A 22,588-nucleotide genomic window follows, 5' to 3' on the forward strand; every position below is an offset into this window, starting at 1 on the left:
AAGTGTGCGGCGAGAGGCGCGCGTCCATAGCGTGATGGTCAGGCATCCGAGCCCGGATGCCGGAGCCGTGGCCGCCGAGCCAGCTCGGACCGAGTCAGAGCAGGGAGTGCCGATGTCCTTCGCCTCGACGTCCGACACGCCCTCGGAGGGCGCCTGTCCGGCGCCGGCCGTCCCGTTCTCGTTCGAGCTCTATCCGCCGCGTTCCGCGTCGCCCTCCGAGGCGTTGCATGAGACGGTTCGGCGCCTCGCGGCGGCCGGTCCCCGGTTTCTCTCCGTCACATACGGCGCGGGGGGCTCCACCGGTGGTCGGTCGCTGGAGGTCCTCCGCTACATCCGGGAGCACACCGACGTCGAGCCGCTCGCGCATCTCACCTGTGTGGGGAACACCTACGCGGGGGCCACGCGCCTCATCCGGGAGTTCCTCGACGCGGGCATCCTCAGCTTCCTCGCGCTGCGGGGCGACCCGCCGGCCGGTGAGACGGCGCCTTTCCTCGGCGATCTGGAGAGCGCCGCTCAGCTCGTCCAGCTCATCGACCGGGCCCAGGCGGAGCGCGCGCCCTACGAGGAGCAGCCCGTGCCGGGTCTCCCTGGCGCCGTCCGGGTGTCGCCGAGGCGCAAGGTGAACATCGCGGTCGCGGCGTTCCCGAACGGGCACCCCCGATCCTCGCATCGCACGCAGGACGTCGAGGCGTTGGTGGCGAAGCAGGCGGCGGGCGCGACCCTGGCCATCACACAGCTGTTCTTCCACGCCGACGACTATCTCGCGTTCGTCGAGCGGGCGCGTCTCGCGGGCGTCACGATCCCGATCCTCCCCGGGATCATGCCGATCACGTCACCGGCCCGGCTGCGACGGGTCCTCGAGCTCTCCGGCGAGGAGTTGCCGAGCGAGCTCGCGATCGCGCTGGAGGTGGAGCCGACGACCGAGGGGAGGGCGGAGATCGGGATCGCCTCCGCCGCGGCGCTCGCCCGCGAGGTCGTCGCGGGGGGCGCCCCCGGGGTCCACCTCTACGCGTTCAACCAGCACACCACCGTCCTCCGCGTCCTCGAGGACGCGGGGCTCCTGCACTCGTCCGCGGCACGTTGAGGCGCGGAGAGCCGGACACCCAGAGAAATGAGGAGCGACATGACCGCATTCCCCGATGGCACGATCCTCGGCTACCCCCGTATCGGGCGTCGCCGCGAGCTGAAGAAGGCCGTCGAGGCCTTCTGGGCTGGCCAGATCGGCGAGGAGGAGCTGGAGGCGACCGCCGCGGCGCTGCGGGCGGCGAACCGGGAGCGCCTGGCGTCGCGGGGGCTCGGCCGCGCCGACTCCTCGATCCCCGAGTCGTTCTCGTTCTATGACCAGGTCCTGGACGCGGCGGTGACGGTGGGGGCGATCCCGGAGCGGTTCGAGGAGCTCCGTGGCGACGACGGCGCGATCGGCCTCCCGGCGTACTTCACGATCGCACGCGGCGAGGGCGACCGGGCGCCGCTCGAGATGACCAAGTGGTTCGACACGAACTATCACTACCTCGTCCCCGAGATCTCCCCGACGACGGCGTTCTCGCTCTCGAGCGATCGTCTGGTGCGGGAGACCGCGGAGGCCGTCTCGGCGGGCTATCGCACCCGTCCCGTCATCGTAGGCCCTGTCACCTTCCTCGCGCTGTCCAAAGCGGCCGACGGGGCGCCGGGTGGCTTCTCCCCGCTGTCGCGGCTGGAGGACCTGGTCCCCGTCTACGCGGAGCTGCTCGGCCGGCTGAAGGCCGTGGGCGCGGAGTGGGTGCAGCTGGACGAGCCGGCGCTCGTGAGCGAGTCGCTGCCGGTCCCGTCCGCCGAGCTGGGCGCCGCGGCAGCACGCGCCTATGCGGCGCTCGGTGCGGTCGCCGACCGACCGTCGATCTTCGTCGCAGCCCCGTACGCGTCCCTCGGCGAGAACCTCGCGGTCCTCGCCGCGGCGCCGATCGAGGCGATCGGTCTCGACCTCGTTCGCGGCACAGTGCCGGAGGACGTCGTCGCCGGTCTCGCGAGCAAGACCCTCGTCGGCGGCGTGATCGACGGGCACAACGTCTGGCGCGGCGACCTCGCCGCGGCCTTCGACGCGCTCGAGCGGCTGCGAGCGCTCGGCGCTCCGGTCGCGGCGGCGACCTCGACCTCGCTGCTGCACGTTCCGCACGACGTCGAGGATGAGACCAGGCTCGGAGCACGCCTCGTCTCCTGGCTCGCCTTCGCCGATCAGAAGGCGGAGCAGGTCGTGACCCTGGCCCGGGGGCTCCGCGAGGGGCGCGTGGCGATCACGGCCGAGCTCGACGCCGCCTCCGCAGCGCTCGTCGATCGCCTCGGCGCCCCCGGCGTGCGTGACGGAGCGGTCAGGGAGCGCGCCGCCGCGCTCGGCGGCGGAGACTTCGCCCGGGACGACTATGCCGTACGGGTCTCGGCGCAGGAGTCGCTGGGATTGCCGGCGCTTCCGCTCACCACCATCGGCTCCTTCCCGCAGACCGGGGACATCCGCCGCGCCCGTGCCCGGTTCACCCGAGGCGAGATCCCCGTCGAGGACTACGAGGGCTTCCTCCGGGACGAGGTCGCCCGCGTGGTCTCGCTCCAGGAGGACCTCGGGCTCGACGTCCTGGTGCACGGCGAGCCCGAGCGCAACGACATGGTGCAGTACTTCGCGGAGAGCCTCGATGGCTTCGAAGTGACCGAGCACGGCTGGGTGCAGTCGTACGGCTCCAGGGCGACGCGCCCGTCGATCCTCTGGGGCGACGTGGCACGGCCCGCGCCCATGACGGTGGCCTGGTCCGCCTATGCGCAGTCGCTCACGACGAAGCCGATGAAGGGGATGCTCACCGGCCCGGTGACGATCCTCGCCTGGTCCTTCGTGCGTGACGACCAGCCGCTCGCGGAGACCGCGAACCAGGTGGCCCTTGCGCTCCGTGACGAGATCTCCGATCTGGAGGCGGCCGGCATCGGCATCGTGCAGGTCGACGAGCCGGCCCTGCGCGAGCTGCTTCCGCTCAAGAAGGCGGACCAGCCCTCCTACCTCCGGTGGTCGGTGGACGCTTTCCGGCTCGCCACCGCCGGCGCGGCGCCGGCGACCCAGGTGCATACCCACCTCTGCTACTCGGAGTTCGGCGTGGTCATCGACGCCATCCGTGCGCTCGACGCCGACGTCACCTCCATCGAGGCCGCCCGGAGCAGGATGGAGGTGGTGACCGACATCGCTGCCGCCGGCTTCGACCACGGAATCGGTCCTGGCGTGTACGACATCCATTCGCCGCGCGTGCCGAGCGTGGACGAGGTCGAGTCGCTGCTGCGGCGCGCGGTCGCCGAGATCCCCACTCGACAGCTCTGGGTGAACCCGGACTGCGGGCTCAAGACGCGTGGGTACGAGGAGACGAACGCCTCGCTGCGCAACATCGTGGAGGCCACTCGTCGCGTCAGGGCGGAGGTGGCCGCGGTCGTCTGATCCCGGTCCGTGTCTGGGATGAGGGGGCCTCGTCGGCGTCGGCCGCCGGTGAGGCCCCCTCGCCGCTCGAGCTCGCGGGCGCCGAACAGCGCGACTCTGACCGGAAGGCTCAGACGGCGCGGAGGACGGCCACGACCTTGCCCAGGACTACGGCCTCGTCGCCGAGGATCGGCTCGAACGCCGAGTTGCGGGGGAGCAGCCAGGTGTGGCCGTCCCGGCGTCGGAAGGTCTTGACCGTCGCCTCGCCGTCCAACATCGCCGCGACGATCTCACCGTTGTCGGCGGTGTTCTGGGCGCGCACCACGACCCAGTCGCCGTCGCAGATCGCCGCGTCGATCATCGACTCGCCTGAGACCTTGAGCATGAAGAGATCGCCTTTGCCGACGAGCTGGCGGGGGAGAGGGAAGATCTCCTCCACCTGCTGCTCGGCGGTGATCGGGATTCCTGCGGCGATCCGGCCGACCAACGGCACGAGCGCGGCGTCGCCGACCGATGGCGCGAGGTCGGCGGGGTTCTCGCCGGCCGTGCCGGGAAGGTCGATGAGGACTTCCATCGCGCGGGTCTTGCCGGGGTCGCGACGGAGGTATCCGCTCAGCTCGAGCTGGCCGAGCTGATGAGTCACGCTGGAGAGGGACTTGAGTCCGACGGCGTCGCCGATCTCGCGCATGCTCGGCGGGTACCCGTTGCGGGCGATCGAGGTCTGGATGACCTCGAGGATCGCCATCTGCTTGGGGCTGAGGTTCTTCCGACGCCGGGTGCGTGAGGCCTCGGGGGTGGGCGTCGCGCCATCGCTCATGGCTTCTCCTCCGTCTGCTCCGCCGGTGCGGATTCGAATGTCGGTGGCCCGTGGTGGGCTGTCGTTATCGAAACCGTATCCGAGGAAGGCTCCGAATCGGAAGATCCGTTCGAGCGTGTCCGGGTCTTCGTCGAAAGATCTCTCGAACACCGCTTGACAGATGTTCGAATTCGAAGCTATCTTCGGAACGTAGCTTCGCACCCTGAGGTTTTGGGGAGCGTACAGCCGCATCAGACGTCCCAAGGAGCAGCCGACATGAGCAGCATCACTCTCGCCCCCGCGTTCTCCGACTCCGTCCCGCGTTCGCGGGCTGGAGCGGCGGTCCTCCCGGCCGAGACCGCGGCCGCCGGCCTTTCTGCGTCGTCGGCTCCGAAGACGCGACTCCGGATCACCGCCCGCGGCCGTCGGGTGCTCGCAGGGCTTGTCGCCCTCCCCGTGGCCGGGGCGATCGCCTTCGCGGTTCTGGGCGGTGGCACGGCTCTCGCCTCGGGGACGCAGACGAGCGGCGCCAGCTTCCAGACGGTGACCGTCATGCCGGGGGACTCGCTGTGGTCGATCGCCACCGAGATCGCACCCGACGCCGACCCCCGCGATGTCGTCGACGCGATCGCCCGTCTGAACCTCATCCGGAGCGGCACGCTGGAGATCGGTCAGAAGATCTCGATTCCCGCGCAGTATTCGTCGGCCAGGTGAGCCCTTCGTAGAGAACCTGCGCCAAGGATCCTGAGCGACCTGCTCGGGGGTGCGCCGTGGCGTCTCGACGCGTCGGCGAAGGACGGTTCCGCGTCGTAGCATGGCAAGGGTGACTGCCTCTCTCGACGATCTCCCGTTGCGCGACGATCTCCGCGGCATGCGCCCATACGGCGCGCCGCAGGCGCCGCTGCCGGTCGCCCTCAACGTGAACGAGAACACCCACCCGGTGCCGGAGCAGGTCGCCAGCGACATCCTTGACGACATTGCGGTGGCGTTGCACGAGGTCAACCGTTACCCCGACCGGGAGTTCACCACACTGCGGGAAGGGTTCGCAGGCTATCTGGGGCACGGCCTGGGAGCGGAGAGCATCTGGGCCGGCAACGGCTCGAACGAGGTCCTTCAGCACATCCTGCAGGCCTTCGCCGGCCCGGGGCGGACGGTCTTCGGGTTCGCGCCGACGTACTCGATGTATCCGCTCCTGGCACAGGGCACCGGTGCGCGGTGGCGGGCGGGCGCACGGCAATCGGACTATTCGCTCATCGTCGAGGATGCCGTCGCGCAGATCGCCGAGGCAGACCCCGACGTGGTGCTGCTCTGCGCCCCTAACAATCCCACGGGCACGCCTCTCGGACTCGACGTGATCGAGGCCGTGTACGAGACGACGAGAGGGATCGTCGTCGTCGACGAGGCATACCAGGAGTTCGCTCCGAAGGAGGCGCCGTCGGCGCTCTCGCTCCTGGAAGGACGCCCGCGCCTCGCCGTCTCCCGCACGATGAGCAAGGCCTTCGCTTTCGCCGGGGCGCGGGTCGGCTACCTCGCCGCCGATCCAGCGTTCATCGACGCGCTCCGGCTGGTCCGCCTGCCGTACCACCTGAGCGCGCTGACCCAGGCCGCGGCCGTGGCGGCGTTGCGCAACGCGCCGACCATGCTCGCGATGGTGGACGAGATCGTCGCGCAGCGCGACCGGATCTCCGCCACTCTCGAGGCGATCGGCTACGCACCGCACGAGTCATGGACGAACTTCGTGCTCTTCGGCGATGTGGCGGATCCGGCGGCGACCTGGCGTGCGCTCTATGACCGCGGGGTGCTCATCCGCGACGTCGGGATCCCCGGTCACCTGCGTGTCACAGCCGGCACCGAGGCGGAGACGACCGCGTTCCTGGACGCCCTCGCCTCGGTAGGATCTGCCGTATGACCGCCCGCACCGCCACGCGCATCCGCTCGACCTCGGAGTCGACCGTCGAGCTCGAGCTGAACCTCGACGGCACGGGACGGAGCCGCATCGACACGTCGGTGCCCTTCTTCGACCATCTCCTCACGGCGTTTGCGAAGCACTCCCTCACCGACCTCACGGTGCGGGCCTCGGGCGACACCGACATCGACGCGCACCACACCGTCGAGGACGTCTCGATCGTGCTCGGGCAGGCGATCCGCGACGCGCTCGGCGACAAGTCGGGGATCTCGCGTTACGGCGATGCCCTCGTGCCCCTTGACGAGGCGCTCGCGCAGGCGGTCGTCGACGTCTCGGGGCGCCCCTACCTCGTGCACGACGGCGAGCCGGACGGGTTCGCACTGCACCTCGTCGGCGGGCACTTCACCGGGTCGCTCGTCCGCCACGCGTTCGAGGCGATCGCTTTCAATGCTGGCCTGACCGTGCACGTCCGCGTGCTCGGCGGCCGCGACCCGCACCACATCGCGGAGGCGGAGTTCAAGGCGTTCGCCCGTGCGTTTCGGCAGGCCAAGGCTCTGGATCCGCTGATCGAGGGTGTGCCGTCCACCAAGGGCGCGCTGTGATCAGGCCCCGCGTCGCGGTCTTCGACTACGGGTCGGGCAATGTCCACTCGGCGGTGAAGGCGCTCGCTCGGGCCGGCGCCGATGCCGAGCTCACTGCCGACCGATCCGCCGCGCTCGAGGCGGACGGGCTGGTGGTCCCCGGCGTGGGCGCCTTCGCGGCGGTGCGTGAGGCGCTTCTGGCCCAGAGGGGGGACGAGCTGATCGAGCGCCGGCTCGCCGGAGGCCGGCCGGTGCTCGGGATCTGCGTCGGCATGCAGGTGATGTTCTCACGCGGTGTCGAGCGGGGAGCGGATGTGGAGGGTCTGGGCGAGTGGCCGGGTGTCGTACGCGAGCTCGACGCTCCCGTGCTTCCCCACATGGGCTGGAACACCGTCGAGCCGGATTCGGGGAGCGTGCTCTTCCGCGGCGTCGAGGATGAGCGCTTCTACTTCGTGCACTCCTTCGCCGCGCAGTCCTGGGAGCTGGACGTCATCCCGCCGTTCCCACAGCCGACGCTCACCTGGAGCACCTACGGGAGTCGCTTCCTCGCCGCTGTCGAGAACGGGCCCCTCTCAGCCACGCAGTTCCACCCGGAGAAGTCGGGGGACGCCGGCATCCAGCTTCTGCGGAATTGGATCGGATCCCTCTAGCCTCCCCACGCCGCCATGGTCGCCAGGGGTGGTTCACGTCGGTTTGAACGCCCGCACGGGGGCGGCTAGTGTCGGTTCTCGTGCCGCGCAGGACCCTCGAGGCATGAACGGTCGGCGACCAAAGGACGACATGAACGACTTCGCACAGGCTCCCTCCCTGACGCTCCTTCCGGCGGTGGACGTGGCGGGGGGACAGGCTGTCCGCCTCACCCAGGGCGAGGCGGGCTCCGAGACCAGCTATGGGGACCCGATCGACGCCGCGGCGGAGTGGGCCGAGCAGGGAGCGGAGTGGATCCACCTCGTGGATCTCGACGCCGCCTTCGGACGAGGCAACAACGCCGCGATCCTGCGCAAGGTCATCAAGCGCTTTGCTCACGTGAGCGTCGAGCTCTCCGGCGGCATTCGCGACGACGCGACGCTGGAGGCCGCGCTGGAGAGCGGGGCGGCCCGGATCAACCTGGGCACCGCGGCGCTGGAGAACCCGGAGTGGGCGGCCGACGTCATCGCGCGTTATGGCGAGGCGATCGCGGTCGGTCTCGACGTGCGCGGCACGACGCTCGCCGCCCGCGGCTGGACCAAGGAGGGCGGCGACCTCTGGACGGTCTTGGATCGCCTCGAGGACGCCGGCTGCAGCCGCTACGTCGTCACGGACGTGACGAAGGACGGAACCCTGCGCGGGCCGAACCTGGATCTCCTCCGCGAGGTCACCTCTCGCACCCCGAAACCGGTCGTCGCGTCGGGCGGCATCGCCGACCTCGACGACGTGGCGGCGCTCCGCGAGCTTGTCCCGCTGGGCGTCGAGGGCGCGATCGTGGGCAAGGCCCTGTACGCCGGCGCGTTCACCCTCGCCGAGGCGCTGGATGTCGCCGGAGCCTGACGCCTGCGGGCACGGCGAACCCGGCGACTCCGCCGGGGTGCCTTGGGCAGGCAGGAGCTTCGAGCCCAACCCGCACGCGGCCGACGACGGCTCGGCCGACCCGGCGCTGCTCGACGCGCTGCTCCGGTTCCGCGCCGGCGAAGGCGACCAGACCGCGGTCGTGGACGCCTTCCGTGCCGCACGTGTGCTGATCCCGCTCGTCGCGGAGAGGGGCGAGGAAGGCCTCGCGCCCAGCGGGCTCGTCGTGGACAAGACCCAGGAGCTCTCCCTCGTCACGGTGGCCGCGCCCGACGGGCGGCGCGTGCAGCCCGTCTTCTCCTCGGTCGCCACGATGTCCGCATGGGACCGTACAGCGCGGCCCATCCCCGTCGAGGCGGCGCGTGTGGCGCTCGCGGCCTCCGCAGAGGACACCGATCTGATCGTGCTCGACCCCGGGTCGCAGACGGAGTTCGTCCTCCGCCGTCCCGCGGTCTGGGCTGTGGCCCAGGGGCAGCCCTGGGAACCGAGCTTCCTCTCGCCGGAGGTGTACACCGGCCTGCAGGAGAGCGTCGCCGCCGAGCTCGCGGTGATCGACGTCTCCGTCGCCCCGGGGGACGCGGAGGCGCGCCTGCGCGGTCCGGAGCTCGTGGTCGTCCTGGAGCTGGTCGACGGGCTCGACCAGGGGCAGCTTGACGCGGTCCTCGCGCGTCTCGCGCAGCGGTGGGCTGCGGACGATCGGATCGCCGTCCTCGTCGACTCGCTCAGGGTCCAGCTCCGCAGGAGCGCCTGAGGCCGCGGGGAGAGGCCGGCGGCGGAGCCGCGATCGGGAAGACAGCGGTCAGGTGACCGGTCCCGTCCACTTCTCGCCAGGGCCCTGGCCGATCGGGTCCTTGATGACCGAGGCCTCACGGAAGGCGAGCTGGAGCGAGCGCAGCCCGTCGCGCAACGACCGCGCGTGCATGTCGCTGATCTCCGGCGCGCCGGCCGTGACGAGGCCGGCGAGCGCGTTGATGAGCTTGCGCGCCTCGTCGAGATCGAGCTGCGTCTCCGGATCGTCGGCGAGGCCGACCTTCACCGCCGCCGCGCTCATCAGGTGCACCGCCGTGGTGGTGATCACCTCGACGGCGGGGACATCGGCGATGTCGCGGGACGCGGCGCTTGAGGCTTCGTCCTGTCGCTCCCAATGGTCATGGCGGTCGTCGGCGGGCGTGCTCGGTCCCGGAATCGTCACGTCGTGGTGCTTTCTGATAGACTTCTGCGGGCTCCGGAGCGTTGTGCTCCGGCACGAAAGAGGATTCGATCCCACCCGCGCTTGCCGTTCCAGGCTACCGGGTTCTGCACTCCGCCGGCCGCGTGCCGGTAGTCCGGGTGCGAAGCCGGCTTCTGCGAACGCCGGCGGGTGGGGAGACTCCCGATTTCGCCCGGGACGTGACTGCGTCCCGGCGGCTGTCACCCACGTCTAAGGAGTTCCGCATCAGCGATCCCCGCACCAATGAGCGCATCCGCGTTCCCGAGGTCCGCCTCGTGGGACCGGCGGGTGAGCAGATCGGCGTCGTCCGCATCGAGGCGGCGCTGCGTCTCGCGCAGGAAGCCGACCTCGACCTCGTCGAGGTGGCCCCGAACTCGAAGCCTCCCGTGGTCAAGATCATGGACTACGGGAAGTTCAAGTACGAGGCCGCCCAGAAGGCGAAGGAAGCTCGTCGCAATCAGGCCAACACGGTCCTGAAGGAGGTGCGCTTCCGGCTGAAGATTGAGGCGCACGACTACACCACCAAGCTCAAGCGGGCGGAGGGGTTCCTCAAGGCCGGCGACAAGGTCAAGGCGATGATCCTGTTCCGCGGACGCGAGCAGTCCCGCCCGGAGCAGGGCGTTCGTCTGCTCCGGAAGTTCGCCGAAGACGTGGCCGAGTTCGGCACGGTCGAGTCCAATCCGACCATCGACGGACGCAACATGGTCATGGTCGTCGCCCCGGTCAAGAACAAGTCCGAGGCCAAGGCGGAGCAGAACGCGCAGCGCGCGGCCAACAAGCAGGCCGCCCGCGAGGCCAAGGCAGGCGCCTCGGCGCCGGCCGAGGCGGCGGACTGACCTCCGCGGGCACCGGCCCCACGAAGACTCCCGTCTCGCACGGGTAGCCCCCGTCGCCCTCTGGGCGCCACACGAAGGAAGAGAAGATGCCGAAGCAGAAGACCCATTCGGGTGCCAAGAAGCGCTTCAAGATCACCGGCAGCGGCAAGCTGAAGAAGCAGCAGGCGAACATGCGCCACAACCTCGAGCACAAGTCGAGCCGTCGCACCCGTCGCCTCAACCAGGACCAGGTGCTGTCGGCTGCCGACGCCAAGGTCGCCAAGAAGCTCCTCGGCCGCTGACCGCCGATCGCACGAATAGGAACACACGAAAATGGCTAGAGTCAAGCGCGCCGTCAACGCGCAGAAGAAGCGTCGCGTCATCCTCGAGCGGGCCTCGGGCTATCGCGGTCAGCGTTCGCGTCTGTACCGTAAGGCGAAGGAGCAGGTCACCCACTCGCTCGTCTACGCGTACCGCGACCGTCGCAAGCGCAAGGGCGACTTCCGTCGTCTGTGGATTCAGCGGATCAACGCTGCCGCCCGTCAGAACGGCATCACCTACAACCGGTTCATCCAGGGCCTGGGCCTCGCCGGTGTGCAGGTCGACCGTCGGATGCTCGCCGAGCTCGCTGTGAACGAGCCGGCGACCTTCGCCTCGCTCGTCGAGACGGCCAAGAAGGCCCTGCCTTCGGACGTCAACGCGCCGAAGTCGGCAGCGTAAGCAACGGCATTCACGGGGCGTCCTCCTGCGAGAGGACGCCCCGTCGTCGTCCCCGGGATCTCTGTCGCATTCCTTAGACTGATGTCGTGCTGGAGAATCCCCGATCGCCGCGTGTCCGGGCCGTCGCCAAACTGACCAAACGCAGTGCCAGGACCGAGACGGGGCTTTTCCTCCTCGAAGGTCCGCAAGCGGTGCGCGAGGCCCTCTCCTACCGACCGGACGCGATCGTCGAGCTCTTCGCGACGCCGACGGGGTGGGAGAAGCACCCCGACATCCGAGGAGCCGCGGAGAGCGGGGGCGTGCGCGTCGAGTACGTGACCGAGTACGTGCTCAACGCGATGGCCGACACCGTGACCCCGCAGGGGCTTGTCGCGGTGGCGCAGCAGACGCCCACCTCCGTCCGAGACATCTTCGCCGCGTCCCCTCGTCTCATCGCGATCTGCGAGGAGGTGCGGGATCCGGGGAACCTCGGCACCATCATCCGTGCCGCCGACGCCGCCGGCGCCGACGCCGTCGTTCTCACCGGGCGCACGGTCGATCCGTACAACCCCAAGGTCGTCCGTGCCACGACGGGGTCGCTCTTCCACCTTCCGGTGTCCGTCGGGGGCGACCTCGCGGACGTGGTCGAGCGTGCTCACGGGGCAGGCCTGAACGTCCTCGCCGCCGACGTGAAAGGTGACGACCTCCTCGAAGCCCGTGCCGACGGCCTTCTCGGCAGGCCCACAGCGTGGCTCTTCGGCAATGAGGCGCGAGGGCTGGAGGGCAGCGCCCTTGCCCTGGCCGATCGTTCCCTGAGGCTGCCGATCTTCGGTCGCGCGGAGTCGCTCAACCTCGCCACAGCGGCGAGCGTCTGCCTCTACGAGAGCGCGTTCGCGCAGCGGGCCGGCGCGGAGAGCTGACGTCCCGCGGGAGCGCTCCTCCGCTGTCCGGGCGCAGGATCACATCTCCATAACGGGGCGGAGCAGAGACCTCATATCGCGTGGTGTCGCTTCTAGGTTGGGAGCATGGCACAGAGCAGTGCACCGCTGGTTGTGGTGGAGAACGTTCAGAAGCACTATGGGGACTTCCAGGCCCTCACCGACATCGATCTGAGCGTCGAGAAGGGGGAAGTGGTTGTCATCATCGGTCCGTCGGGCTCGGGGAAGTCGACCCTCTGCCGGACGATCAACCGTCTCGAGACCATCACGAGCGGTTCCATCCGCATCGACGGTGCAGAGCTTCCGGCCGAGGGCAAGGCGCTCGCGCGTCTGCGCGCGGACGTCGGTATGGTCTTCCAGTCGTTCAACCTCTTCGCGCATCTCACGATCCTCGAGAACGTGACCCTCGGCCCGATCAGGGTCCGCGGCCTCAAGAAGGCCGATGCCGAGAAGGAGGCGATGCAGCTGCTGGAGCGTGTGGGCGTGGGCAAGCAGGCGTCGAAGCTGCCTGCGCAGCTGTCCGGCGGACAGCAGCAGCGCGTCGCGATCGCGCGCGCCCTGGCGATGCATCCGAAAGTGATGCTCTTCGACGAGCCCACCAGCGCGCTCGACCCTGAGATGATCAACGAGGTCCTCGATGTGATGGTCGAGCTCGCCGCCGAGGGGATGACCATGATCGTCGTCACCCACGAGATGGGCTTCGCGCGGAAGGCCGCCAACCGGGTGGTCTTCATGGCCGATGGCCGCATCGTCGAGGAGAACAGCCCGGAGGAGTTCTTCACCAACCCGCAGAGCGACCGGGCCAAGGACTTCCTCTCCAAGCTGCTCACCCACTGAGCCCTTCCCTGCCGTCGATCCGTCCCGTGGATCGTCATCCCCCGCCGAACGAGAAGTCCCCCGCACCCGAGGCCACCTGCACCGATACGAAGGAGAAATCACATGCGACGTACACGAGGACTCGCCGCCGTCGGCATCGCCGCGGCAGCGCTGCTCGCCCTGACCGGCTGCAACAGCGGAAGCCCGAGCAGCCCCGGTGCCGGCGACGCGACCGGCGGCAGCGACAAGCCGCTCTTCGAGGTGGCCAAAGACGTCAAGCTCGAGGGCAGCCCGACCTTCGACCGGATCGCCAAGAACGGCAAGATCACGATCGGCGTGAAGGAGGACCAGCCGAACCTGGGATACCTCGACGTCACGAGCGGTGAGCGCACGGGCTTCGACATCGACATCGCGCGCTGGATCGCGGCGTCCCTCGGCTACGACGAGAGCAAGATCACGTTCAAGCCGATCGCCTCGGCCAACCGCGAGCAGGCCATCGTGAACGGTGACATCGACTACTACGTCGGCACCTACTCGATCACCGACAAGCGCAAGGAGCAGATCGACTTCGCCGGTCCGTACTTCGTCACCGGTCAGGGGCTGCTTGTGGCCAAGGACAGCACGATCAAGAGCGAGAAGGACCTCAACGACAAGACGACGGTCTGCTCCGCGACCGGCTCGACCCCGATCCAGAACATCCGGACCAACTTCCCGAACGTGCCGACCAAGGAGTTCGACCTGTACTCGGCCTGCGTCGAGGAGTTGCTGAACGGCGGCGTGCAGGCTGTCACGACCGACCAGGCGATCCTCATCGGGTACGCGGCGAAGGACCCGGACAACCTCAAGGTCGTGGGCGAGCCCTTCACCACAGAGAAGTACGGGGTCGGCCTCGCGAAGGGCGACACCGTCCTGCGCACGCACGTGAACGACCTCTTCACCGACGGCGGCACGACCTGGACCGCGATCTTCGAGAAGAACCTCGGATCGTCCGGCATCTCGGTCGAGCAGCCCACGGTGGACGCGTACTGATCATCCTCGTCGGGCGGGAGCGGCCGTAGCGCCGCTCCCACCCGCCTTTCAACGGAAGGAGCTCCATGGGCGTCATCGTCGACAACATGGACCTCTGGGGCGTCGCGCTGCGCAACACCCTCATCCTCTTCTTCGCCGGCGGGCTCCTTGCCCTCGTGCTCGGGATCGTCGTCGGCGCGATGCGGGTCTCCCCGATCCCGATCGCCCGCGCGTTCGGAACGGTCTACGTCAACCTGATCCGGAACACTCCGCTGACCCTGGTCTTCTTCATCTTCATCTTCGGATACCCGCAGCTGGGCTTGCCGAAGCTGGACACCACGGTGCTCGGGATCCTCGCGATCGGCATCTACACGGCCACTTATGTCGCCGAGGTGCTGCGGGCGGGGATCAACACCGTTCCGGTGGGGCAGGCGGAGGCGGCCCGCGCGATCGGGCTGCCGTTCGGTCAGGTGATGACCCTCGTCGTCCTCCCTCAGGCCTTCCGCTCGGTCGTCCCGCCGATGATGAGCGTCTTCATCGCCCTGCTCAAGAACACCACGGTCGCCGCAGGGTTCTCGGTGCTGGAGCTCGGCGCCATCCGCGCGAACCTCAGTGAGCGCGGCGAGAACGCGCTCGCGGTGCTGCTCTGGGTCGCGGCGATCTTCGTCGCCCTCGTCCTGCTCCTCAGCTGGGCGCAGCGCGCCCTCGAGAACAAGTGGAGGATCGCGCGATGACTTCCGTGCTCTACGACGTCCCCGGTCCCAAGGCGATCCTGCGCAACCGGATTCTGGGAGCGGTCACCGTCCTGATCGTCCTCGCGGGCCTCGGGTTCGTGGGGTACCGCTTCTGGGTCACGGGTCAGTTCGACGCGTCTCGGTGGTATGTCTTCACCTTCTCGAACGTGTGGATGCAGATCCTCAAAGCGCTCGGGAACACCCTCGGCGCCTTCGCGCTCGCCGCCGTGCTGAGCCTCGCCCTCGGGTTCCTCCTCGCGATCGGACGTCTCTCGGACCACGCCTGGGTGCGCGTCCCTGTCACGGTCGTGACCGAGTTCTTCCGTGCGGTCCCGGTGCTCGTGCTGATGATGCTGCTCTTCTACGGCCTGCCCGTGGTGGGCATGAAGATGGACCCGTACTGGGCCGTGGTGCTCGCCCTCATGGTCTACAACGGCTCGGTGCTCGCGGAGGTGCTGCGCGCCGGCATCGAGGCGCTCCCTCGTGGGCAGAAGGAGGCCGGTTTCGCGATCGGCCTGCGCAAGAGCGGCGTCATGCGGCTGATTCTTCTGCCCCAGGCCATCCGGGCGATGCTCCCGGTCATCGTCGCCCAGCTCGTCGTCACCATGAAGGACACCGCGCTCGGCTTCATCATCACCTACCCGGAGCTCCTGTACTACGCGAAGCTGCTCAGCTCGCAGCAGGGCCGGCCGATCCTGCAGTCCGCATTCGTCATCGGCGGCATCTACATCGTCATGTGCCTCATCCTCTCCGGCATCGCGAAGTGGCTCGAGGGTCGTACCCGCCGTTCGCCCAAGCTCAAGGCGGTTGCCGGCGATATGACGACGGAGGATCCGCGTCTGCGCGAGGAGTCGACGGTGACGCAGGTGATCGCCCAGCAGCGAGGACCGCGACGACGATGAGCGACGGCGGGAGACTCGCGGTGCCGTGCCCGCGATTCTCCCGCCACCCGCGCCGGTAGACTCGGTTCTCGTGTCCGACAACCCCGCCATCACGCCCCAGGCCGTGGAGTCGGCGGTCGCCGACGCGCTCGCCGCGATCGCCGCTGCCACCGACACCGCCGCGCTGAGAGCCGCCCGTGCCGTCCATGTCGCCGAGGGATCGCCCCTCGCCGTGCTGAACGCCTCCATGAGGCAGGTCGCTCCTGAAGACAAGGCCGCCTTCGGCAAACTCATCGGACAGGGGCGGGGGCAGGTCACCCAGGCGCTGGCCGCGAAAGAGGCCGAGCTTGCCGAGGCCGAGACAGCTGCGCGGCTCGAGGCCGAGCGGATTGACGTGACCGCGGTCCCGTCCCGCGCCCGCGTGGGCGCCCGGCACCCGCTGGGGCTCATGCAGGACCAGATCTCGGACATCTTCGTCGGCATGGGATGGGAGATCGCGGAAGGCCCGGAGCTCGAGCACGAGTGGTTCAACTTCGACGCGCTCAACTTCGACGTCGACCACCCTGCGCGTCAGGAGCAGGACACGTTCTACGTCGATCCCGCGGCCCGGCACCTCGTGATGCGCACGCACACGAGCCCGGTGCAGGTGCGCTCGATGCTCGACCGCGAGGTCCCGATCTACGTGCTGTGTCCCGGGCGCGTGTATCGCACCGACGAGTTCGATGCGACGCATCTGCCCGTCTTCACACAGGTGGAAGGACTCGTCGTCGACAAGGGCATCACGATGGCGCACCTCAAGGGCACGCTCGACCATCTCGCGCGTCAGCTCTTCGGGCCGGAGGCGAAGACCCGCTTCCGCACGAACTTCTTCCCCTTCACCGAGCCCTCGGCGGAGTTCGACCTGTGGCATCCGACCTTCAAGGGCGGGGCGCGCTGGATCGAGTGGGGCGGATGCGGCATGGTCAACGCGAACGTGCTGCGCGCGGCGGGCATAGATCCCGAGGTCTACAGCGGCTTCGCGTTCGGGATGGGCGTCGAGCGCGCCCTGATGTTCCGCAGCGACGTGCAGGACATGCGCGACATGGCCGAGGGCGATATCCGTTTCAGCGAGCAGTTCGGGATGGTGGTGTGATGCGCGTCCCGCTTTCGTGGCTGCGTGAGTACGTCGAGGTCGAGGAGGGCGCGACTCCCGAGCACGTCTTGGCGTCTCTCGTGGCCGTCGGGTTCGAGGAGGAGGACGTCCACCGCTTCGATGTCACGGGCCCGGTCGTCGTGGGACAGGTGCTCTCCTTCGAGGAGGAGCCGCAGTCCAACGGCAAGACGATCCGCTGGTGTCAGATCGACGTGGGCGAGGGTGAGCCTCGCGGGATCGTCTGCGGTGCCCACAACTTCGCGGTCGGGGACAAGGTCGTCGTGACCCTTCCCGGCGCGGTGCTTCCCGGACCGTTCCCGATCGCCGCTCGCAAGACCTACGGGCACGTCTCGGACGGCATGATCGCCTCCGCACGGGAGCTGGGCCTGGGAGACGAGCACAACGGCATCCTCGTCCTCTCCGCGCTGGGCGTCGACGCCCCGGTCGGGGCGGACGCGATCACCCTGCTCGGCCTCGACGATGTCGCGGTCGAGATCAACGTCACCCCGGATCGTGGCTATGCCTTCTCGCTTCGCGGCGTCGCTCGCGAGTACGGGCACGCGACCGGGGCGGCGTTCCGCGACCCCGCGGAGCGTGACTTCGCCGAGCTCCAGCCCGGTACCGGCTTCACGGCCGTCGTGGACGATGCGGCCCCCCTGCGCGGGCGCGTCGGTGCGAGCGAGTTCGTCACCCGCGTCGTGCGGGGCGTGGACCCGTCTCGTCCCACACCGCCGTGGATGATCGCTCGGCTCACGCTCGCGGGCATGCGCTCGCTCGGTGTGCTCGTGGACATCACGAACTACGTGATGCTGGAGCTCGGCAACCCGGTGCACGGTTACGATCTCGACAAGCTCGCCGGCGGTATCACGGTCCGTCGTGCGCAGCCGGGGGAGCGGATCACGACTCTCGACGGGCAGGAGCGGACCCTCCACGCCGAAGACCTGCTCATCGCCGACGAATCCGGCCCGATCGGTCTCGCCGGCGTGATGGGGGGAGGCGCGACGGAGATGGGCGACGAGACGCGCAACGTCCTGATCGAGGCGGCCACGTTCGACCCGGTGACGATCGCTCGGACGGCACGGCGGCACAAGCTGCCCAGCGAGGCGTCCAAGCGCTTCGAGCGCGGCGTCGACCCGCTGATCCCGTTCGCGGCCGCCCGGCGCGTCGCCGACCTCATGGTCGAGCTCGCCGGCGGGACGCTGACCGAGGAGGGCGGTGCGCTGTTCTCCGAGGTCTTCGTGGAGGGGATCGCGCTGCCTGCCGGCTTCGTGCAGGGTTTGATCGGTGTCGACTACACCGATGACGAGGTCACCGGAGTGCTCGAGAGGATCGGCGCCGAGGTCACCGGCGCGGACCCGGACGGCTCAGGGGCGGGCTGGCAGGTCATCCCACCTGCCTGGCGCCCCGACCTCACGGACAAGTGGACGCTCGCAGAGGAGGTCGCCCGCATTCTCGGTCTCGACCGGATTCCCTCGGTGCTCCCCACTCCGCCGTCCGGGCGGGGATACACCGATGCGCAGCGGGGGCGGCGTCGCGTCGCCGATGCGCTGGCGGCCGCGGGGCTGGTCGAGACCCCGTCGTTCCCGTTCACGACGGAGGCGCAGAACGACCAGCATGGCTCCGCATCCGGCGTGCACCTGCCGAGCGTGCGCATGGCGAACCCGCTCGACGGGCAGGCGCCGTTCCTCCGTCGCTCGCTCGTCCCCGGCCTCCTGCAGACCGCGCACCGGAACATCGCCCGCGGGCTCGTGGATCTGGCGCTCTTCGAGTCCGGCAGCGTCTTCCTCCCTGAGGAGGGGAGGGTCTACGGCACAGACGACATCCCGCCGCTCGGGGCGCGTCCGTCGGACGAGACGATCGCCGGGCTGAACGCCGCGATTCCTCCGCAGCGCCGTCACCTCGCCGCGCTGTTCACGGGCAACGCCTCGCCCCGTCAGCCCGGTCGAGCGCCGGAAGCCGCCGGGATCGCCGATGCCCTCGATGCGCTCCGTGTCGTCGGCATCGCAGCGGGAGCGGAGATCGAGGTCGCACAGGGCCGGCGTGCCGCGCTGCATCCTGGCCGCACCGGTGTCCTGCGCGTCGCCGGCGAGGAGGTCGGATACGTCGGTGAACTGCACCCCTCGGTCGCTGCCGAGGCAGACGTCCCTGGTCGCGCAGCGGTGTTCGAGCTCGACCTCGATCGCGTCCTCGCTCTCGCAGGGGACCGCGTCGTCGCGGCGGCACTGTCCCCGTTCCCCGCGGCGACACAGGACGTCTCGCTCGTGGTCCCGGTCGGGCTCGCCGCTGCAGACCTGTGCGCAGCGCTCGTGGACGGCGCGGGAGCATTGTTGGAGTCCGCGCGCCTGGTCGACGACTACCGCGGCGAGGGCGTGGACGGAGGGACGAAGAGCCTGACCTTCGCGCTTCGCTTCCGCGCCCCCGACCGCACGCTCACCGCGGCCGAGGCCACCGAGGCCAAGCTCGCGGGGGTCGCCGTGGCCGCCGAGCGCTTCGGAGCGGTCATCCGCGACTGACACGAGTCCCGCGCACGGTCGTGGCCGAGCGGAGGAAGCAGCGTCAGCGCGAGGGCCAGTGCCAGGCGGGACGTTCGAGCGGGAGCTGGCCGAGGATCCGCGTGCCCGCGCCCTGGGAGACGAGCTCGACGATCTCGCCTCCGGCCCGCTCCAGCGATCTCCGGAGGGGCGCGGCGTGCGTGACGACGACGACCTGGGTCCTCGCCGCCGCGGCGGCGAGGAGGGCACCGAGCGGCTCCAGGAGGCTCTCGTGCAGGCTCGCCTCCGGCTCGTTGACGATGATGAGCGGCGGCGGTGCCGCGGGCAGCAGCGCGGCGGTGAGGAGCAGGAAGCGCAGCGTCCCGTCCGAGAGCTCGGCGGCGGACAGCGAACGCAGCAGGCCCGGTTGGCGTAGTCGCAGCAGGAAGACGCCGTCGAGCACATCGATCTCGACCCGCGCGCCCGGGAAGGCGTGTTCCACGGCCGCGTCCGGCTCCACTCCTGCCCCCGCGTCGCGGAGCGTCGCCCACACGGCCGCGAGGTCCGCGCCGTCGTCGCTGAGCCACGGTGTGCGCGTGCCGACGCGGGGCAGACGCGCGGGAGCCGTCTCGTCGGTGCGGAAGTGGTCGTAGAAGCGCCAGCGCTCCATGTCGTGGCGGAGGGACACGAGCTCGGGCTGCGCACCGCCGTCCGCGAGGTCGAGGAGCACGCTCTGCCCGGTTCCCATCGGCTGGTCCAGCGATCTCCAACCGTCTCCGCGGACACGGACGCCGGCACGGTTCCGATCGACGAGGAGGGTCGCCGGGCGGGCGAAAGGGCCGGTGAAGACCTGCTCCCGCTTGATCTCCGGATCACGGAGGAACGGACTGTCCTGGCTCGCCTGCGGCAAGCCGAGGTCCAGCAGATATCCGAGGCCGTCGCCGGCGAAGCCGAGACGGACCGAGACCGGACGCGTGCGTCTGGTCCCCTGAGCGGGCACACCCTCCTTGGGCGACTCCGGACCTGCCCAGAGCACAGAGTCCAGGCCTCCCTCGCGCGCGATCGCCCCCACGGTGCCGCCGCGCCCCGCGGCGGCCAGCAGCCGCAGGGCGCGGTAGAGGTTCGATTTGCCGGCGCCGTTCGCCCCGGTGACGACCGTGAGCGGGCCCAACGGCATGACGACATCGACGAGCGAGCGGTATCCGGAGATCGCGAGCGTGCTGAGCATGCGCCCATCATCCTAGCGGCGGGCGACATCAGGTCCGGTCGGCGGGGCGCCGTTCGGGGGCACGCATGCCGTCCTCCTGGCGACGGGCCGTGGCGCCGCTCCGGTGCGCCTCGCGCTGTGTGCGGAGCACAGGGCCCCAGCCGCTGATCGTGAGGAGCCTTCGCGGAATCGCCTTGAGCAGCAGCTGGATCAGAGGACCGATCCCGACGGCGTACAGCACCGTGCCGACCCCGACGGTACCGCCGAGCAGCCACCCCACGGCAACGACGGAGATCTCGATCACGGTCCGGATGAGGCGGACGGAGCGGCCCGTCCGGTGCACCAACCCCGTGGTCAGACCGTCGCGCGGGCCAGGGCCCAGCCCCGCGCCGACGTAGAGGACGGTCGCGACGGCGTTCAGGAGGACGCCACCGAGGAGGTACGCGATCTGCGCCGTCAACGACGACGGCGAGGGCAGGACCGCGAGGGTGGCGTCGACCGTGACGGCGAGCACGACGATGTTCGCGATCGTCCCGACTCCCGGGCGGTTGCGCAGCGGGATCCAGGCCAGGAGGACCACTGCGCCGGTCAGCGCCGAGGCCCAGCCGATGCTCATCCCGGTCCGGGCGGACAGACCCTGGTGGAAGACGTCCCAGGGGTCCAGGCCGAGCCCTGCACGGACCATGAGCGCCATCGAGAAACCGTACAGCGACAGGCCGGCCAGAAGGGCGAGGCCCTGTCCGCTCCACACCAGCCACCTCTTCTTCATTCTCCGAGCGTGCGGATAATTGGATTGCCTAGCAATAGCCAGTTGATCAATACTGGCTTCTATGACGGAGCGAGCGATCACCGCGGAGAGCCTTCGGCGGCAGTTGGGCTCCTGGCGTACCGCAGGAGTCGCCGGTCCCGTCTACCGGGCGCTGGCCGATGGGATCGCTTTGCTCGTCGTGGACGGACGGCTCCCGCTCGAGGCGCGGATCCCCAGCGAGCGCGCCCTCTCGGCCGCGCTGCGGGTGAGCCGGACGACGGTCACCGCCGCCTACGCTGCGCTGCGCGAGGACGGGTATCTGCGCGGGCATCAGTCCGCCAGGAGCACGGTCGCGCTTCCCGGGGCGGAGGTCTCGGCCCTCACCGCAGATCGGACACCGACCGCCATCGACCTGCAGAGCGCCGCGACCGTCGCGCCGGGCGCGACGGTCCTGCGTGCCTATCAGGCCGCGGTCGCCGCCCTGCCGATCCATGTGCGGGGGAGCGGCCATGAGCGCCTCGGCATCCCGGTGCTGCGGTCGCGGATCGCGGCGCGCTTCACCCGGCGAGGCCTGCCGACGACAGAGGGCCAGATCCTCGTCACCAGCGGGGCGCAGCAGGCGATCTCGCTCCTGCTGAACGTCCTCATCGAGCCCGGCGACCGGGTCCTGGTCGAACAGCCCACCTATCACGGGGCACTCGAGGCGATCGCGGTGCGCGGAGCTCGGCCGGTGCCGGTCCCGCTGCACACGCACGTCCCGGACCCCGGCTGGGACCTCGCCGGTATAGAGGCGGCGATCCGGCAGACCGCGCCCAACCTCGCCTATCTCGTGCCCGACAACCACAACCCCACCGGACTGACCATGTCTCTCGCACGGCGGCAGGAGCTCGCGGGCATCGTGACACGCACCCGCACCAGGCTCATCGTCGACGAGACGCTCGTCGACACCTGGTGGCGGGAGCCGGGGCCCGCCCCGTTGGCGTCCCTCGTCTCGCGATCCGACCTCGCCATCACCGTCGGGTCGATGGCGAAGTCGTTCTGGGGCGGTATGCGCGTGGGGTGGATCAGAGCCGACGAGACGGTCGTCGCAGGACTGCTCGCGGCACGCTCGTCGATGGACACGGGGACGCCGATCGTCGAACAGCTCGCCGCGGCGGAGCTGCTCTCCTGGGCAGACGAGATCGAGGCGGAGCAGCGGGAGGCGCTGCGGAGCCGGCGGTCGACGCTCGTCAGGGAGCTGGGTCGGTCGCTGCCGGACTGGGAGCTGCTCGACGCCGACGGCGGTCTGTGCGTCTGGGCGCGACTGCCCACCCCCTCGAGCACGGCGCTGGCGGCCGCCGCGGCCCGGCTCGGCTGCCGTATCGCCCCAGGACCCCGGTTCGGCGTGGGCGGACCGCTTGAACGGTTTGTGCGGATCCCCTTCTCACTGCCGGAAGAGGAGCTGCGCGCCGGCGTCGCACTGCTCGCCCGTGCCTGGGCGGCGGTGACCGGAGCGGGCGCGGGCGTGGATCCGCCGGCTGAGATCGTCATGGTGGGGTGAGGGCGCAGCCGGCGAGGACATGCAGGCCGTAAGGGGCTCCGTGCCCCATGGGATTTGCATCGTCGTGAAGCATCACGCTATGGTCGCGACATGCTTCCGGCTGCGCCCGCCTCCGCCACGCTCGTCCCGAGCGTCGCTCC

The 22,588-nt window shown here is 69.9% G+C and carries 23 protein-coding genes; 19 read left to right on the top strand and 4 right to left on the bottom strand.

The window, feature by feature from the left end; genetic code table 11:
- Positions 1-112: 112 nt before the first annotated feature.
- Positions 113-1,084, top strand: a complete 972-nt coding sequence (locus ACP15J_RS09345; RefSeq protein WP_424936718.1) for a methylenetetrahydrofolate reductase — start codon at positions 113-115, stop codon at positions 1,082-1,084.
- A gap of 39 nt (positions 1,085-1,123) precedes the next feature.
- The gene (gene metE, locus ACP15J_RS09350) at positions 1,124-3,442 is read left to right on the top strand and encodes a 5-methyltetrahydropteroyltriglutamate--homocysteine S-methyltransferase (RefSeq protein ID WP_424936719.1); all 2,319 of its coding nucleotides are present in this window, start codon (positions 1,124-1,126) and stop codon (positions 3,440-3,442) included.
- Between the two features lie 109 nt (positions 3,443-3,551).
- Here the strand turns inward: metE and lexA are convergent, their stop codons facing one another.
- On the bottom strand, positions 3,552-4,238 hold the full coding sequence (lexA, locus tag ACP15J_RS09355; RefSeq protein ID WP_424936720.1) for a transcriptional repressor LexA: 687 nt from the start codon (positions 4,236-4,238) through the stop codon (positions 3,552-3,554).
- A gap of 255 nt (positions 4,239-4,493) precedes the next feature.
- Here lexA and ACP15J_RS09360 point away from each other — a divergent pair, with 255 nt between their 5' ends.
- The 6 genes from ACP15J_RS09360 (at position 4,494) to ACP15J_RS09385 (ending at position 9,000) form a co-directional block, all read left to right on the top strand.
- Positions 4,494-4,931, top strand: coding sequence for a LysM peptidoglycan-binding domain-containing protein (locus ACP15J_RS09360; RefSeq protein WP_424936721.1), 438 nt, complete (start codon positions 4,494-4,496; stop codon positions 4,929-4,931).
- 100 nt (positions 4,932-5,031) lie between these two features.
- Positions 5,032-6,126 carry a histidinol-phosphate transaminase gene (locus tag ACP15J_RS09365; RefSeq protein ID WP_424980907.1) on the top strand — a complete coding sequence of 365 codons (1,095 nt, stop codon included), beginning with the start codon at positions 5,032-5,034 and terminating at the stop codon, positions 6,124-6,126.
- On the top strand, positions 6,123-6,725 hold the full coding sequence (hisB, locus tag ACP15J_RS09370; RefSeq protein ID WP_424936723.1) for an imidazoleglycerol-phosphate dehydratase HisB: 603 nt from the start codon (positions 6,123-6,125) through the stop codon (positions 6,723-6,725). Before ACP15J_RS09365 ends, hisB begins: the two co-directional genes overlap by 4 nt.
- Positions 6,722-7,354 carry an imidazole glycerol phosphate synthase subunit HisH gene (gene hisH, locus ACP15J_RS09375; protein WP_424936724.1) on the top strand — a complete coding sequence of 211 codons (633 nt, stop codon included), beginning with the start codon at positions 6,722-6,724 and terminating at the stop codon, positions 7,352-7,354. Before hisB ends, hisH begins: the two co-directional genes overlap by 4 nt.
- Before the next feature lie 130 nt (positions 7,355-7,484).
- Complete coding sequence (gene priA / locus ACP15J_RS09380) at positions 7,485-8,231, top strand: bifunctional 1-(5-phosphoribosyl)-5-((5-phosphoribosylamino)methylideneamino)imidazole-4-carboxamide isomerase/phosphoribosylanthranilate isomerase PriA (protein ID WP_424936725.1); 747 nt, start codon at positions 7,485-7,487, stop codon at positions 8,229-8,231.
- Positions 8,215-9,000, top strand: a complete 786-nt coding sequence (locus ACP15J_RS09385; protein ID WP_424936726.1) for an SseB family protein — start codon at positions 8,215-8,217, stop codon at positions 8,998-9,000. The genes priA and ACP15J_RS09385 overlap by 17 nt, the downstream gene beginning before the upstream one ends.
- A 48-nt stretch (positions 9,001-9,048) precedes the next feature.
- On the opposite strand, the gene ACP15J_RS09390 is transcribed toward ACP15J_RS09385, so the two are convergent.
- The gene (locus ACP15J_RS09390; protein WP_424980925.1) at positions 9,049-9,435 is read right to left on the bottom strand and encodes a DUF1844 domain-containing protein; all 387 of its coding nucleotides are present in this window, start codon (positions 9,433-9,435) and stop codon (positions 9,049-9,051) included.
- Positions 9,436-9,638: 203 nt separating this feature from the next.
- Here ACP15J_RS09390 and infC point away from each other — a divergent pair, with 203 nt between their 5' ends.
- The 10 genes from infC to pheT all read left to right on the top strand — a co-directional run bounded on the left by infC (position 9,639) and on the right by pheT (position 18,995).
- Positions 9,639-10,295 (top strand): translation initiation factor IF-3, encoded by a 657-nt coding sequence (gene infC, locus ACP15J_RS09395; RefSeq protein ID WP_424936728.1) that lies wholly within the window; start codon positions 9,639-9,641, stop codon positions 10,293-10,295.
- A gap of 86 nt (positions 10,296-10,381) precedes the next feature.
- On the top strand, positions 10,382-10,576 hold the full coding sequence (gene rpmI, locus ACP15J_RS09400; RefSeq protein WP_424936729.1) for a 50S ribosomal protein L35: 195 nt from the start codon (positions 10,382-10,384) through the stop codon (positions 10,574-10,576).
- A gap of 31 nt (positions 10,577-10,607) precedes the next feature.
- Complete coding sequence (gene rplT / locus ACP15J_RS09405) at positions 10,608-10,994, top strand: 50S ribosomal protein L20 (protein WP_067243488.1); 387 nt, start codon at positions 10,608-10,610, stop codon at positions 10,992-10,994.
- An 86-nt stretch (positions 10,995-11,080) separates the two neighbouring features.
- Positions 11,081-11,893: a TrmH family RNA methyltransferase gene (locus tag ACP15J_RS09410; protein WP_424936730.1), complete on the top strand. Its 813-nt coding sequence runs from the start codon at positions 11,081-11,083 to the stop codon at positions 11,891-11,893.
- A gap of 105 nt (positions 11,894-11,998) precedes the next feature.
- Positions 11,999-12,748, top strand: coding sequence for an amino acid ABC transporter ATP-binding protein (locus ACP15J_RS09415; protein ID WP_424936731.1), 750 nt, complete (start codon positions 11,999-12,001; stop codon positions 12,746-12,748).
- 102 nt (positions 12,749-12,850) lie between these two features.
- Positions 12,851-13,756 (top strand): glutamate ABC transporter substrate-binding protein, encoded by a 906-nt coding sequence (locus tag ACP15J_RS09420; protein WP_424936732.1) that lies wholly within the window; start codon positions 12,851-12,853, stop codon positions 13,754-13,756.
- A gap of 65 nt (positions 13,757-13,821) precedes the next feature.
- Positions 13,822-14,469: an amino acid ABC transporter permease gene (locus ACP15J_RS09425; protein WP_424936733.1), complete on the top strand. Its 648-nt coding sequence runs from the start codon at positions 13,822-13,824 to the stop codon at positions 14,467-14,469.
- A complete protein-coding gene (locus ACP15J_RS09430; protein ID WP_424936734.1) occupies positions 14,466-15,371 on the top strand; it encodes an amino acid ABC transporter permease in 906 nt (301 codons plus the stop codon). The genes ACP15J_RS09425 and ACP15J_RS09430 overlap by 4 nt, the downstream gene beginning before the upstream one ends.
- Before the next feature lie 70 nt (positions 15,372-15,441).
- Complete coding sequence (gene pheS / locus ACP15J_RS09435) at positions 15,442-16,482, top strand: phenylalanine--tRNA ligase subunit alpha (RefSeq protein ID WP_424936735.1); 1,041 nt, start codon at positions 15,442-15,444, stop codon at positions 16,480-16,482.
- The gene (gene pheT, locus ACP15J_RS09440; RefSeq protein ID WP_424936736.1) at positions 16,482-18,995 is read left to right on the top strand and encodes a phenylalanine--tRNA ligase subunit beta; all 2,514 of its coding nucleotides are present in this window, start codon (positions 16,482-16,484) and stop codon (positions 18,993-18,995) included. The genes pheS and pheT overlap by 1 nt, the downstream gene beginning before the upstream one ends.
- A 43-nt stretch (positions 18,996-19,038) precedes the next feature.
- Here the strand turns inward: pheT and ACP15J_RS09445 are convergent, their stop codons facing one another.
- Both ACP15J_RS09445 and ACP15J_RS09450 read right to left on the bottom strand, forming a co-directional pair.
- The gene (locus ACP15J_RS09445) at positions 19,039-20,181 is read right to left on the bottom strand and encodes an AAA family ATPase (protein WP_424936737.1); all 1,143 of its coding nucleotides are present in this window, start codon (positions 20,179-20,181) and stop codon (positions 19,039-19,041) included.
- A gap of 28 nt (positions 20,182-20,209) precedes the next feature.
- Complete coding sequence (locus tag ACP15J_RS09450) at positions 20,210-20,929, bottom strand: YczE/YyaS/YitT family protein (RefSeq protein WP_424936738.1); 720 nt, start codon at positions 20,927-20,929, stop codon at positions 20,210-20,212.
- A gap of 61 nt (positions 20,930-20,990) precedes the next feature.
- Here ACP15J_RS09450 and ACP15J_RS09455 point away from each other — a divergent pair, with 61 nt between their 5' ends.
- Positions 20,991-22,448, top strand: coding sequence for a PLP-dependent aminotransferase family protein (locus ACP15J_RS09455; RefSeq protein WP_424936739.1), 1,458 nt, complete (start codon positions 20,991-20,993; stop codon positions 22,446-22,448).
- Positions 22,449-22,588 lie beyond the last annotated feature (140 nt).

It is taken from the genome of Microbacterium sp. S308A+ (genome assembly GCF_049800815.1).
Classification (GTDB): Bacteria; Actinomycetota; Actinomycetes; order Actinomycetales; family Microbacteriaceae; genus Microbacterium.

What these genes read in the sequence shown, in the direction of transcription:
- ACP15J_RS09345 (WP_424936718.1), top strand. Translation starts at nt 113, where the DNA reads ATGTCCTTCGCCTCGACGTCCGACACGCCCTCGGAGGGCGCCTGTCCG.
- metE (WP_424936719.1), top strand. Translation starts at nt 1,124, where the DNA reads ATGACCGCATTCCCCGATGGCACGATCCTCGGCTACCCCCGTATCGGG.
- lexA (WP_424936720.1), bottom strand. Translation starts at nt 4,238, where the DNA reads ATGAGCGATGGCGCGACGCCCACCCCCGAGGCCTCACGCACCCGGCGT.
- ACP15J_RS09360 (WP_424936721.1), top strand. Translation starts at nt 4,494, where the DNA reads ATGAGCAGCATCACTCTCGCCCCCGCGTTCTCCGACTCCGTCCCGCGT.
- ACP15J_RS09365 (WP_424980907.1), top strand. Translation starts at nt 5,032, where the DNA reads ATGGCAAGGGTGACTGCCTCTCTCGACGATCTCCCGTTGCGCGACGAT.
- hisB (WP_424936723.1), top strand. Translation starts at nt 6,123, where the DNA reads ATGACCGCCCGCACCGCCACGCGCATCCGCTCGACCTCGGAGTCGACC.
- priA (WP_424936725.1), top strand. Translation starts at nt 7,485, where the DNA reads ATGAACGACTTCGCACAGGCTCCCTCCCTGACGCTCCTTCCGGCGGTG.
- ACP15J_RS09385 (WP_424936726.1), top strand. Translation starts at nt 8,215, where the DNA reads ATGTCGCCGGAGCCTGACGCCTGCGGGCACGGCGAACCCGGCGACTCC.
- rpmI (WP_424936729.1), top strand. Translation starts at nt 10,382, where the DNA reads ATGCCGAAGCAGAAGACCCATTCGGGTGCCAAGAAGCGCTTCAAGATC.
- rplT (WP_067243488.1), top strand. Translation starts at nt 10,608, where the DNA reads ATGGCTAGAGTCAAGCGCGCCGTCAACGCGCAGAAGAAGCGTCGCGTC.
- ACP15J_RS09415 (WP_424936731.1), top strand. Translation starts at nt 11,999, where the DNA reads ATGGCACAGAGCAGTGCACCGCTGGTTGTGGTGGAGAACGTTCAGAAG.
- ACP15J_RS09420 (WP_424936732.1), top strand. Translation starts at nt 12,851, where the DNA reads ATGCGACGTACACGAGGACTCGCCGCCGTCGGCATCGCCGCGGCAGCG.
- ACP15J_RS09425 (WP_424936733.1), top strand. Translation starts at nt 13,822, where the DNA reads ATGGGCGTCATCGTCGACAACATGGACCTCTGGGGCGTCGCGCTGCGC.
- ACP15J_RS09430 (WP_424936734.1), top strand. Translation starts at nt 14,466, where the DNA reads ATGACTTCCGTGCTCTACGACGTCCCCGGTCCCAAGGCGATCCTGCGC.
- pheT (WP_424936736.1), top strand. Translation starts at nt 16,482, where the DNA reads ATGCGCGTCCCGCTTTCGTGGCTGCGTGAGTACGTCGAGGTCGAGGAG.
- ACP15J_RS09445 (WP_424936737.1), bottom strand. Translation starts at nt 20,181, where the DNA reads ATGCTCAGCACGCTCGCGATCTCCGGATACCGCTCGCTCGTCGATGTC.
- ACP15J_RS09450 (WP_424936738.1), bottom strand. Translation starts at nt 20,929, where the DNA reads ATGAAGAAGAGGTGGCTGGTGTGGAGCGGACAGGGCCTCGCCCTTCTG.
- ACP15J_RS09455 (WP_424936739.1), top strand. Translation starts at nt 20,991, where the DNA reads ATGACGGAGCGAGCGATCACCGCGGAGAGCCTTCGGCGGCAGTTGGGC.